Consider the following 13031-nt stretch of genomic DNA (forward strand, 5'->3'; position numbering starts at 1 on the left):
TGAGCAAAATATTACGATAAACTTCTAAATTTAGTCTCTTCTAAAAAGAAAAAATCACATACTTCATTTATTAGTACCATTGCAGAAATAGACTATATATAGTATCATTTATCAAAGTTAATCACTATATATTGAATAGGAGTGGGTTTGATGAACACCTCAGACAATGTAAAACAGCAAAAGAATACTTTATGGACAACTTTTGATAAAATTATAAAAAGTAACGATCAAGACTTAATGCAAGAAAATGCAAATGTTGATGGTCGATCTCCAATGGGAATGATGGGAACGTTTGCATCAGAGAGCGCAAAACTTTATGTAAGAGAACATTTGCTTTCTAAACAAGTAAAAGAAGCTATTAATCAAAACATTTTATATCCACACGATTTAGATTTTTATGCAACAGGAACAACCACATGCTCACAAATCCCTTTAGCACAATTGCTGAAAAAAGGGTTCCACACTGGACATGGCCATATGAGACAACCACAAGATATTAAAAGTGCATTAGCACTCTCGTCTATTATTCTTCAAGCTAATCAAAATATGCAGCATGGTGGGCAATCTCTTGCCATGTTTGATATAGATTTAGCACCCTATGTGAGAAAAACATTTGAAAAAAATAAGAAAAAGTTAATAGACTATCCGTTAACAAAGGAACAAATCGAAGTGTTTGCATGGAAAGAAACAGAAAACGATACATATCAAGCATGTGAAGCATTCATTCATAATTCCAATAGTATGCATAGCCGTGGTGGTGGACAAGTTCCATTTATTTCAATTAATTATGGAACGGACACATCAAGGGAAGGAAGGCTATTAATTAAACAATTACTACAGGCAACACAAGCGGGATTAGGAAAAAGCGAAACGCCTATTTTTCCCATTCAAATTTTCAAGTTAAAAAAAGGCGTAAATTTTGAAGAAAAAGATCCAAATTATGATTTATTTGAACTTGCACTAGAAACAACAGCGAAGCGATTGTTCCCTAACTTTTCATTTTTAGATGCGCCATTTAATGCAGCGTATTATAATGGGCACCCAGAAAGTGAAGTATGTTATATGGGGTGTCGTACTCGTGTGATGTCTAATATTCATGGTGAGGAGACAGCAATTGGCAGAGGAAATTTATCATTTACATCTATTAATCTAGTAAAACTGGCTTTAGTCAATGATTCAAAAGAGGGATTTTTCAAATCGTTAAATTATTATATCAAACTTGGCATTCGTCAATTGCTAGAAAGATATTCATATCAATGTACAAAAAAAGCAAGAGATTTTCAATTCCTATATTCACAAGGGATTTGGCGAAATGGAGAAAAACTTCAACCAGAAGATTCAGTTACTGAGATTTTAAAGCAAGGAACATTGAGCCTTGGTTTTATTGGACTTGCGGAATGCCTGGTTGCCCTAACAGGAAAACACCATGGGGAAGATACTGATTCATGGCGACTTGGAAAAGAAATTGTTACCTTTATGAGAAAAAAGATGGACCAAGCAACAGAAGAGCATTGCTTGAATTTCACCTTAATTGCAACTCCTGCCGAGGGACTATCAGGGAAGTTTATCAAAAAGGATCGTGCTGAATTTGGAACTATTACAGGTGTAACCGATCATGACTACTATACAAATTCATTTCATATTCCAGTTTATTATCCTATTCAAGCAATTAATAAAATACGTTTAGAAGGACCGTTTCATGCTCTTTGCAACGGTGGGCATATTACGTATATTGAACTAGATGGAGCAGCAGTACATAATCAACTGGCTTTAAAACAGATTGTTCAAGCAATGGCACAGTATGAAGTAGGATATGGTTCAATTAATCATCCTGTGGATCGTTGTAAATGTTGTAACTATAATGGAGTTATTGAAAATGAGTGCCCTAGCTGTGGAAATATAGAAGATCATCATATTGAAAGAATTCGCCGTATTACTGGATATCTTGTGGGGGACATGTCAAAATGGAACAATGCAAAGCGTAGTGAAGAAGCAGATCGTGTGAAACATAAATGAAGGTAATGAATATTATTCATGATAGTGTAGTAGATGGTGAAGGGTTACGGACAGTTGTGTTTTTTGCAGGTTGTCCGCATCATTGTTTAGGTTGCCATAACCCAAAATCATGGAATCTTTATAATGGTACCGAGATGAGTGTGAAAGAAATTATAAAAGAAATTTCCAAAAACCCTCTAACTGATGTAACATTTTCAGGTGGTGACCCATTTTTTCAAGCTATCGAGGTCAAAGAAGTTGCAAAAGCTGTAAAAAGTTTAAACAAAAATCTTTGGATTTACACTGGCTATACACTAGAAGAGATACAAAATTCACAAAATAAAGATATGATTGAGCTGTTACATTATGGAGATGTTTTAGTTGATGGAAGATTTGAAATCAAAAAAAGAGATTTGACTCTTCCATTTCGCGGAAGCTCAAATCAACGTATTATACGCCTAAAATAAATATAATTTCCTTGCTCTTTTTCGATTATTAGTCATCACTAATCCAATATTTATGAGCAGAAAGTATCTGCTCATAAATATTGGAAATATACAATAAAAAAAATTATAAAAAAGGACATGCTCAATTCTAACATTTTTTTTGCAATGCTTTTGGAACATATACACAAAAAGGTTCGCTTTCCATGTAATCCCCCGTCATCGCAAATGCCCTAGAACGAGATCCCCCACAAACATATCGAAACTCACAAACACCGCATTTTCCTTTATAATTGTCTGGATTACGAAGACTTTGAAAAACAGGCGAGTTTCGATAAATTTCAGCTATCGGTGTTGATTTAATATTCCCGGTTTTAATAGGTAATAGCCCACTTGGGTATACATCTCCAATATGAGAAATAAATACAACTCCATTTCCATCATTTACTCCTTTTGGAGCGCGTCCAAATCCATTAATTCCGTCCATGATCCCTTCCATCAGTACATCTCTATATTGAATAATTTGATCTATTTTTTTAATTCCCTTCATTTTTTCTTGAAGAACAACGCGTCTATAGTGCTGAGCAGCAGTAGTTTTTATATCAAAAGAAACAGTTCTGCTTAGCTGGTATAGCCAGCGGAACACTCTTTCATGTTGAATTGGTGAAATCATATCTTTCTCTTTACCACGTCCTGTTGGGACTAAGAAAAATACACTCCACAACACACAACCTAATTCTTCTACTAAATTTGCCATATCTTTAAGTACACTCAAATTATAATTAGAAACAACTGTATTGACTTGAATAGGGATTTTTAATTCATTTAAATGATGAATTGCATCCATTGTTAATTTAAATGACCCCTCTGTTCCTCTAAAATGATCGTGTACTTCAGCTGTTGGTCCATCTATACTAAATGCCCATCTAGCAATCCCAACATCTTTTGCTTTTTTAATCGCTTCTTTAGTAACTTTTGGAGTAGCACTGGGTGTCATGGAAACCCGAATACCTTTCTTCACCGCGTATTCAGCAATATCATATATATCCGAACGCATTAATGGATCCCCACCAGTAAAAACCAGCATCGGATTATCCATTTCATATATATCATCAATTAGTTTTTTTCCTTCTTCTAATGTTAACTCAAAAGGATTGCGATAATGCTGAGCTTCAGCACGACAATGTAGACATTTTAATTCACATGCTCTTGTTAACTCCCATATTACAATAAATGGGTTTTCATTATAATCACGATTTATCAAAAAAAAGCCTCCCATCAACTTACATACTATATTGTAAAATTATATGTGCATTTATGTTGTGAGATTTATCACGCATAAGTTTTTAGCAATTAAAAAATCCTCACCAAAATAGATGAAAAAGCACTCACCTATAAGCAGGAGAGCGCTTTTTATTTTAAAAACATCTTAAAAATTTATATTTTATATCTTTTTTATATAAATTAGATTTACTTATTATTTCTATTAGATTTCATCAAATTATATAATAATAAATCTAATTCTCTACTATAACAAATTACCTTTTCATGAGTGAATCCATACTGCTTAACAAGCGATATTAATTCCTCTTTTTTTTCAATTACTTGATTTAACTTCTTATAATTAGACATAGTTTTTGTACACTCTCATCTTACCTACATACAGGTCATCTAGGCAGCATTTTTGTTAGATGCTCTATTTAAAATACAGCTGTTTATAATATATATTTCCCCTTAACACCCATATACAATTTATTTACAAATATCAAATACAAAATCTATGAATTTAAAAAGTTATACCTATTTAACTTATTACAGACCTTTATATGCTTGTTTATATACTTCTTTTAATTCTGAAATCAATGGAAGTTTCGGATTTGCTGGTGTACATTGATCTTCAAATGCTCTTTCCGATAAGACATCCACAACATTTTCAAATGCTTCTTGTTTTACTCCTTGTCCTGCAATACTCATATTAATATTCAATTCTTTTCCAAGGCTGCTAATTGCTTGTACCAGAGATTCTACCCCTTCTTCTACTGTACTTGCTGGCAGCCCCAATGTTCTTGCAATATATGCATAACGTTCATCTGCCACAAAATGCTCATATTTTGGGAACAATGCATGTTTTCTCGGCTTAATAGCATTATAGCGAATTACATGCGGCATTAAGATTGCGTTAGCGCGTCCATGTGGAATGTGAAATTCTGGTCCAAGCTTATGTGCCAAACTATGATTAATACCAAGAAATGCATTTGCAAAAGCCATACCTGCAATTGCAGAAGCATTATGCATTTTCTCACGTGCTTCTTCATCATTTCCATTTTTATATGCTCTCGGTAAATATTTAAATACTAGATCAATGGCTTTTAAGGCCAATCCATCTGTATAGTCATTTGCCATAATAGACACGTATGCTTCAATTGCATGTGTTAATACATCCATTCCAGTGTCTGCTGTTACATGAGGTGGCACTGTCATTACAAACTGTGGATCAATAATCGCTACATCTGGTGTTAATTCATAATCAGCAAGTGGATATTTTATATTATTTTTTTTATCTGTAATAACCGCGAATGGTGTCACTTCTGACCCTGTTCCTGATGTTGTTGGAATCGCAACAAATTGTGCTTTTTGCCCTAGTGTTGGAAATTTACATGTACGTTTTCTAATATCTAAAAACTTTTGTTTGATTCCAAAGAATTTTGTTTCTGGATATTCATAAAATAGCCACATTCCTTTTGCTGCATCCATTGCTGAACCTCCGCCCAATGCAATAATTACATCAGGTTTGAAGCTTCTCATCATCTCAGCACCCTTGAATACTGTTTCATCTGATGGATCTGGTTCTACCTCTGAGAAAACACCTACTTTTACATCATTTAAATGCTGTTGTAAGTAATGTGTAACTGTGTCCACATATCCCAGTTCTACCATTCCTGGATCCGTTACAATGAATGCTCGTGAAATGTTTGGCATCTTAGCTAAATATTGTGTCGCATGTTTTTCAAAAAAAACCTTAGGTGGTAATTTGAACCATTGCATATTATTTTTTCTATTCGCCAAACGCTTTACATTTATTAAATGTGTAGCTGTTACGTTTTGAGAAACAGAATTTTTACCGTATGATCCACAACCTAATGTTAAAGATGGAATAAATGCGTTATATATATCACCAATCCCACCTTGTGCTGATGGTGAATTTACAATAAGGCGACAAGCTTTCATTCTTAAACCAAATTGTTTTTGTACTTCTTTATTTGTAGAATGAATAACCGCTGAATGCCCTAAGCCACCTAAATTTAACATTTCTTCACAATATTTAAATCCTTCTTCTTGTGAATTTGCTTTGATACAAGCTAATACTGGGCTCAATTTTTCACGTGATAGTGGATATTCTGCACCCACTCCCTTAATTTCAGCTACAAGTATTTTTGTATCTTCTGGTACCTTAATGCTTACTAATGATGCAATATAATGTGCTGATTTCCCAACGATATCACTATTTACTGCACATGTATTTTCATTAATAACAAGCTTCTCTAATTTTATTCTCTCTTCTTCTGTAACAAAATAACAGTTGTTGTCTTGCATTTCTTTTTTTACACCATTATAGATTTCTTTATCTACAATGATTGCTTGCTCAGAAGCACAAATCATACCATTATCAAATGTTTTTGATAAAATTAAATCATTTACAGCTCGTTTTACATGTGCTGATTTCTCTAAATAACAAGGTACATTCCCAGGTCCTACTCCTAAGGCCGGTTTCCCTGTAGAATATGCTGATTTCACCATTCCAGCACCCCCGGTTGCAAGAACAAGTGCAACCCCCTCATGGTTCATTAATCTTTTTGTTGCCTCAACAGAAGGTTTTTCGATCCATTGAATGCAATTCTCCGGTGCCCCTGCCCTAATTGCAGCATCTCTTAAAATTTTAGCCGCTGCAACAGAGCATTGCTGAGCAGATGGATGAAAAGCGAAAATAATTGGATTTCGTGTTTTCATTGCAATAATTGCTTTAAACATAGTTGTTGAAGTAGGATTCGTTACTGGTGTCACACCAGCAACTACACCTACTGGTTCGGCAATTTCGATGACTTCTTCATGTGGATCTTCATGAATAATTCCTACAGTCTTATCTTTTTTTATGCTATGCCAAATATATTCAGTCGCAAATATGTTCTTTGTACATTTATCCTCATACACACCTCGACCAGTTTCCTCAACCGCCATCTTTGCTAATGGCATATGTTGATCTAATCCAGATAGTGCCATTTCATGAACAATATGATCTACTTGCTCTTGCGTATAAGATTCTAGTGCTTTTAGTGCTTCTTTTCCATTTTCAACTAAAGTATTAACAACTTCTTGTACATCATTTTCATCTTTAATTACTACGTTGACCATTGCTTGTACTTCTTTTTCATCTGTCTTGTTTGTCATATTAAAGCCTCCAGATCACTATAAAAATAGATTTAAAATGTTGGAACTTATTGTTTTCATCTTGCCTATTAAGTAAAGCCTTAAATCATGTGAAGTATTTCACAAATAATAATATGAAATTTTCAACTACTCCTACTATACATGAAATGACTATTTTTTATTGTGTATTTTTTGTGAAGTGTTTCACAAATATTTATAATAATTCTAATCAATAATTACTTATTTACACCATCAATATATACAATTACATTCTCAGTTGTATTATTTCTCAATTCAATATACACCTCAGCATTAAAATACAATATTTGTTGATGCCTTAATATCTCAATTTCATTATCAATTATAACCATTGTTTCACCGAAAACTGCATACATACATATATCCTTGTTCAAATATTTTGGTATGACAACATTACCTGACGGATTAATGAAAAAAAATGATGGAAATGTATTTTCAGTTTTATTAATAATTGTTTTGAATACCTCATCATTTAATCCCATAGGTGTTACATTTTTTAGTTGCATAAATATCACTCCTATTCATGTATAAAAAATTTAATAAAGTATAATAAATTTATACTCTATTTTTACAAACTTATAGCTAGGATCTCGACTTTGCCTATAAGTTTATAACTATTAATTTCCTAAAGCAACAGTAATTCATCTTCTTGTAAAGGACTATTAATTTGTTATAGTATGTAAATCTCTTTGTTGTGATAACTCTACTAAAGAAGACACTTAACACTTATATGTAATTTATCTAGTAGTATTTTATGTGTATAGTAGTTAGAAATTTTTATTAATAAATTTTGAAAACATTAGTATATATAATATAAATTATTTTTTTATTTAAAAATATTTTGTTTGTCCCCATCCTCTCTAAAATATTCCCCCTTTTCTTAAAATCTTATATAAATATATATCTTATATATATTAAAAATATAAAGATAAAACTTTTATAGGTTCATAAAATATAGAATAAAGCTTGCTATGACAATGTTTTTAACATGCCCTACTGTAAAAAATCATAAATGGTATGTAATGGGAGTGTAAAAATAGACTTTGTTGTACCATCCTTTCTACATAAAATCATAAAATAATACCACTATTCCTACATAAAAAATGAAGAAAAATAATTCACTGATAAGTATATTTATTCAACCGTAAATAAGAAGATATTCTTGATAGTTGTCCCCAATTTGTAGTTATTTGTACACAATCTATACACAATGATCATAATTTAATCCACTTAATTCAGTTATTCATATTTAATCACATAAAACTTGATGAATTTTAGTAGATTTACTTATAGAACCCTTATATAGCAACGATAGTATGATATTTTTATTCACAAATGATACTTTTTATAAACATATCTACTAAAAATTTAATTTTTCTTATGATTTTATGTAGAGTAAAATCTCTATTTATATAGGTATTGGATACCTTTTCAAGTTACTATTGTGGAAATTAAGAAGGATGAATAACTTTTATTGTATAGAAGTGCATAAAAAAAGACTCTATTTTCAATAGAATCTTTTAGAAAAGTATATAAATGTATCTAATAGAAAGATTTTGAATGATAGAGCCAACACGAATAGCCCTCTACTTTGATTTTTTTTCAAATATAGAGAGCTGAAAATGATTACATTTCTTCCATTACTTTTAATACCTGTTCAGTTGATGTTACTTGAATTCCAGTACGTATCAGCTTTTCCAAGGCACGTATAAAGGTAATTAAATTTATGCTATCAGGTACTTCAATTACCCTTAGCTTTTCTTTTGGTAATTTATCTATCTTTTCAATGAACAATTCACGTACATCGCTAGGAATAAAGCGTTCCTTATGTCCTTTTATTTTTAGAAGTTCACGCATTTCTATTTCTAAAGCCATATAAGCATTTAGATTTGCACCTTGTTCATAAGCGTATTTTCTAAATAATGTTTCTTCTTGATATCTTAGATAATTACGACGGTAAGATTCCTCTGTAACAGGTACGGCAAATTTGTTCTTTAATAACTCAAATGTTTTACGGAACAGCTTCTTGATGCTTCGGCGAGAGTACATAGAGAAATGCAATCCGAAATCAAATATAGCTTGTTCTTTTTGTTTTGCGGGTACGTGCTGTGTAATAAGAGGATAAACCCCTTCTTTAGCTGCGGTATCAAGAATATGATACTGTGATGTTTGATTCAATAATTTTTTCAGTGTATATACTAACTTACTTGGATATTTTTCAGTGCGATCAATCATGTCACGCAAACTATGTATTACACTACGAATTTGTCGATGACAGGTATTTTTAAGTACATGAATAAATTTATTCATGTCTCGTGTAAATTCACCAATATGCATTTCTTGTAGTGTAGATTCAATAAATCGAGCTTTACGGGCATACGTAACCTTTGGAGTAAAAGGATCACGATACTGTAGTTCGCCTGATTCTTTTCCACATAAGAAGTCTGAATGAATAGATAAAAATAAAGTCGTGTATTTTTTCTTGTTTTGAACCCCTTTTTGTAGTTTACAGATTTTGAATAGTGGAGTTCCTGTACAAGGCAATACAGTCGTTAGTTCTTTCATAACTGCACGAATTTGATGTGGATACTTCTTATGTAGAAAGCGGTACATCCCACCCAAGTGAGTCTTATTACCTCTTTCATCCTGTTTGTCTAAAGAACGTTTTAATGTAGTTTCTCTATGCTGTTGCATAGCAATATCTAAGAATAGCTTCTTAGATGCTATTGAAAGTTCAAAGAAAGCCTTTGTAAAGACTACAGGACTAATGTAAACATAAGGATTTGCTTTTTCTGTTTCTTCATTCATAAAATGAGTTATTTTAATTGTGTATCGACTATCTAATTCATTTTCAATCGTAATAATGTTATGTAGGCTTAATTTTCTTAATGCAATATAGAATTGAGAATGCTGTATACATGCCAATTCTTCTTTGTATTGTTTATAGTCTTCCCAAAGCATATGTACTGTTACGTTTGGAATAATACCATTCGTATAGCATTTTTTATGTAGATAAAGGAATACTTCAAGATCTGCATTTGTAATACCGTACAATTTATGTTTTCTTCCCATTGTCTTTGAAATAGTATGACGTGAAAAAGATGGTTTTGCCTGTGCAACAAATCCATCGATATCCGCAATACGTTCTTCATACGACATTTGATTAATAATATCTTCAAGGTATGTATCTTTATAGCTATAGTATTTTCCTTCCAATGCATCAACAAGTGCTTGCCAAGATTTTAATGTAACTATAACCGCATTAGTAGATTGTCCATTTAGACTACGTTGATTACGAATAACAAATGATTTGCTCATCTTTTTCACCTCCTATACAAATTAAAATATACATATCCGTACAATATAAAATATCCCGATTTTAATTATAGCAAATCAAAATTTGATGAAATGGGTCCCTTTAAGAGCAAACATGAAAAAATGAAATGTACGTTAATCCCTTTCATATCAAGGAGTTTCAGGTTTTGTTCTATTTTTTTTATGGACATGATATCACTATGGATTTTCATGTTCCGAATAAACTAGAAAATGAGTTGTAAATTGCTAATAAACGTTGTTCTAATGGGATTGGAAGCTTATTTTCGTAAAAACATAAGGGACATGATAGGGCTGTGGATTTTCATATTTCTATTTATTACAATTCGCATGAAAATCGTTAATAAACATTGATGTTAAAGGGGTTTATATGAAATTTGTTATCTATAAAAGGGACGCGATACCGCTAGGAGTGATTCATCTTTTCAGATAGAAAGGGACATGATACCGCTATGAATTTTCATGTTCTATAATTCCCTGAAATTTGAGGAGATGTTGTATAAATGCATGGTATATAAGGGATTTAAGAAGATTTATTAAACACGAAAGGGACATGATACCGCTATAAATTTTCTTGTTTCATACCTTGAATATAGAAGAAACCCTTTTATATCAAGGGTAGAAAAGATTACGGAAAAAATATATAGTTTAATTTCATGGAACATTTAAGACTGGATTTTTTCATGTTTTAGTCAAAAGGGACATGATACCGCTATAAATTTTCACTTTGTATGCAAACTTTAAGGAGTATTACCATATATGCAATGAAACTTTTAAAACATGAATAATCTTGCTTTTTCATGTTTAATCAAAAGGGACATGATATCGCAAAAGAATTTCATGTTTCAGCTAATTCCTTGAAAAATATTAGGTTTCTTATAACGTCTTACCTTTTCCAAATGGATACAGTCTTGTATAATCAGTAAAAGAAGTGGTTATAAGCATACGTGCTAAATTATCACTAAGGGATGGTTGGATAGAACTTACTGTATTCTTTTTTATTTTCATGAATAGGAACATCATAAGGCTATATAGATTTAAGTTTAAATCATTCTCAATTGTAAATTAAATAAGGAGAAGGATGTATATGGATAATGTTCTACAATTGTTTAAAGATGCATTAGTAATATCAGCACCTATCTATAAACATAATGAACAATTGTGGTATAAATGGAATGCTTATTACTTAGAAGTTAAAGAAGATACTAGTAGGATCGTAACTTCGGACTATTTTTCCCCATCATTTTCAATGCTTGTACAGTGGCTTGAACAGCAGCAAAAAAAGGGAATCTCCTCTTTGGAAATATTCACTAACATAGAAACTTACCAAATTGAAATTGATGTGGCGATAGGATTATTTGTGGAGCAAGAGTTTTCAAGAGCTAACAATGAAACCTTGCAGGAACCAAAGGAATCTAATACAGGTTTAGAGCACGATAATTATTATGAAGTAAATAATTCTGCGGTTTATTATAAATTAAGAGATGGTATAGCAAAGAATCAATTTGAAGAAGATGAAAATACAAAGTTGAAATCTTATCCAATTGAAACGAAAGATAGTAGTGGAGTTGCACAACTTTCTTCACATAAAGATGAAGATTTAAGATTAATAAATATTGAAGAAGCCGCTCGTTGGAATACATTGGTTGATGGTGTAATGAGTAATATGGATGATTTAACTGCTGACTGTCTAGATGCAATTACTATCCAATGGTTAAATGAGGCAAAGTCTCCTGATGAATTCATAGACTTTTCATATAATCAGGTATTAGAAATGTGTAGCATACCTAAGGCAAAGGCAAATAACACAGAATATTATCGAGCAGAAGATAAAATAAAGGTTGCTAAACGTATTGCTGCCTTAGCAAGTATTTTTATCTATTTAAATGATGATAATGAGGTAGTTGTATTAAATGATCGAGCTGAAGCAGGTAAACATTATGAAGTAAAGCGAGAAGTTATTAAGAGGCTTTTTGTATTAGATTCTGTGGTACTCTGGAGAGATACTAACACTAACGAATATATGGGGATAGAATCTTGCAGGATTAAGCCAGGGAGCTTCTTATCAAGTTATTTATATGGTTCTAGTAGTACAACGGCACTTTTATCAAAAAAAGCGTTAGAATATAATAGTTATAGACATAAATATCATAAGAGGTTGATTCGTTATTTAACTTGGCAGTGGAGAATTCGTCAAATGTTCTCTAGTTTAAAAAGGCCTTACTCTATAGGAGGAGATAAGGGATTACTGGCTGTCATGGGTATAAATCAAAATCAAAAGCCAAATCGTATCCGTGAACAGTTAGAAAATGTTCTTATTGATTTAGAGAAGGAAAAGGTAATATCACATTGGGAGTACAGTGAAGATTTAAAAGAGGAAATGTTAACAAAGAAGAATTGGTTTAAGAACTATTATGCTCAGTTAGGTATAATAATTTTACCGCCGAAAGAATTAATGAATTCAATAGAAAAAATAGCGAAGAAAAAAACAGTAGAGATCATACAAGAAGATTCTCCAGTGAAAATAGAAAATAACACTTTAGATGTTGATGATTATGAAAATTCAATTAGAGAAAAAATATCATTCTTCCATATGAATAAAAATATTACAATGCGAGAACTTTCAAAAGAAATAGGTATATCACAACCTACCCTTTCTAGGTTTTATAATAAGAAAACAAAACGCCTTTCAGGCACAGCTAAAGATAAATTAAATCAGTGGTATAAAAGACAAATTATTATCGATAAGATGTAGAAAAAGCTTAACTCCATGATAAAAAAGAGTCCCTAAAATAG

Annotated in this window: 9 protein-coding genes; 3 read left to right on the forward strand and 6 right to left on the reverse strand. The window is 31.8% G+C overall.

The window, feature by feature from the left end:
- Positions 1 to 150 precede the first annotated feature (150 nt).
- Positions 151 to 2016 carry an anaerobic ribonucleoside triphosphate reductase gene (locus ASE54_RS15415; protein WP_001097636.1) on the forward strand — a complete coding sequence of 622 codons (1866 nt, stop codon included), beginning with the start codon at positions 151 to 153 and terminating at the stop codon, positions 2014 to 2016.
- Positions 2013 to 2462, forward strand: coding sequence for an anaerobic ribonucleoside-triphosphate reductase activating protein (gene nrdG, locus ASE54_RS15420; RefSeq protein WP_000867049.1), 450 nt, complete (start codon positions 2013 to 2015; stop codon positions 2460 to 2462). The genes ASE54_RS15415 and nrdG overlap by 4 nt, the downstream gene beginning before the upstream one ends.
- A gap of 127 nt (positions 2463 to 2589) precedes the next feature.
- On the opposite strand, the gene ASE54_RS15425 is transcribed toward nrdG, so the two are convergent.
- From ASE54_RS15425 to ASE54_RS37385, 6 genes are all read right to left on the reverse strand, one after another.
- Positions 2590 to 3702, reverse strand: coding sequence for a TIGR04053 family radical SAM/SPASM domain-containing protein (locus ASE54_RS15425; protein ID WP_000610348.1), 1113 nt, complete (start codon positions 3700 to 3702; stop codon positions 2590 to 2592).
- Positions 3703 to 3908: 206 nt separating this feature from the next.
- Complete coding sequence (locus tag ASE54_RS34400) at positions 3909 to 4070, reverse strand: aspartyl-phosphate phosphatase Spo0E family protein (protein ID WP_003261537.1); 162 nt, start codon at positions 4068 to 4070, stop codon at positions 3909 to 3911.
- A gap of 180 nt (positions 4071 to 4250) precedes the next feature.
- Positions 4251 to 6848 (reverse strand): bifunctional acetaldehyde-CoA/alcohol dehydrogenase, encoded by a 2598-nt coding sequence (gene adhE, locus ASE54_RS15430; protein WP_043320332.1) that lies wholly within the window; start codon positions 6846 to 6848, stop codon positions 4251 to 4253.
- A 251-nt stretch (positions 6849 to 7099) separates the two neighbouring features.
- Positions 7100 to 7408, reverse strand: a complete 309-nt coding sequence (locus tag ASE54_RS15435; protein ID WP_001176240.1) for a hypothetical protein — start codon at positions 7406 to 7408, stop codon at positions 7100 to 7102.
- 1120 nt (positions 7409 to 8528) lie between these two features.
- The gene (locus tag ASE54_RS15440) at positions 8529 to 10220 is read right to left on the reverse strand and encodes a hypothetical protein (protein ID WP_000045391.1); all 1692 of its coding nucleotides are present in this window, start codon (positions 10218 to 10220) and stop codon (positions 8529 to 8531) included.
- Positions 10221 to 11111: 891 nt separating this feature from the next.
- A complete protein-coding gene (locus tag ASE54_RS37385) occupies positions 11112 to 11243 on the reverse strand; it encodes a hypothetical protein (protein ID WP_003310549.1) in 132 nt (43 codons plus the stop codon).
- 79 nt (positions 11244 to 11322) lie between these two features.
- On the opposite strand from ASE54_RS37385, the gene ASE54_RS15445 reads away from it, so the two are divergent.
- Entirely contained in the window at positions 11323 to 12990 is a 1668-nt protein-coding gene (locus tag ASE54_RS15445; RefSeq protein ID WP_000370966.1) for a helix-turn-helix transcriptional regulator, read from the forward strand.
- The last annotated feature ends 41 nt before the right edge of the window (positions 12991 to 13031 follow it).

This window comes from Bacillus sp. Root131 (assembly GCF_001429475.1).
Classification (GTDB): Bacteria; Bacillota; Bacilli; order Bacillales; family Bacillaceae_G; genus Bacillus_A; species Bacillus_A thuringiensis_S.

Coding starts and splice junctions, on each gene's coding strand:
- ASE54_RS15415 (WP_001097636.1), top strand. CDS start 151: ATGAACACCTCAGACAATGTAAAACAGCAAAAGAATACTTTATGGACA.
- adhE (WP_043320332.1), bottom strand. CDS start 6,848: ATGGTCAACGTAGTAATTAAAGATGAAAATGATGTACAAGAAGTTGTT.
- ASE54_RS34400 (WP_003261537.1), bottom strand. CDS start 4,070: ATGTCTAATTATAAGAAGTTAAATCAAGTAATTGAAAAAAAAGAGGAA.
- ASE54_RS15440 (WP_000045391.1), bottom strand. CDS start 10,220: ATGAGCAAATCATTTGTTATTCGTAATCAACGTAGTCTAAATGGACAA.
- ASE54_RS15445 (WP_000370966.1), top strand. CDS start 11,323: ATGGATAATGTTCTACAATTGTTTAAAGATGCATTAGTAATATCAGCA.
- nrdG (WP_000867049.1), top strand. CDS start 2,013: ATGAAGGTAATGAATATTATTCATGATAGTGTAGTAGATGGTGAAGGG.
- ASE54_RS15435 (WP_001176240.1), bottom strand. CDS start 7,408: ATGCAACTAAAAAATGTAACACCTATGGGATTAAATGATGAGGTATTC.
- ASE54_RS37385 (WP_003310549.1), bottom strand. CDS start 11,243: ATGAAAATAAAAAAGAATACAGTAAGTTCTATCCAACCATCCCTTAGT.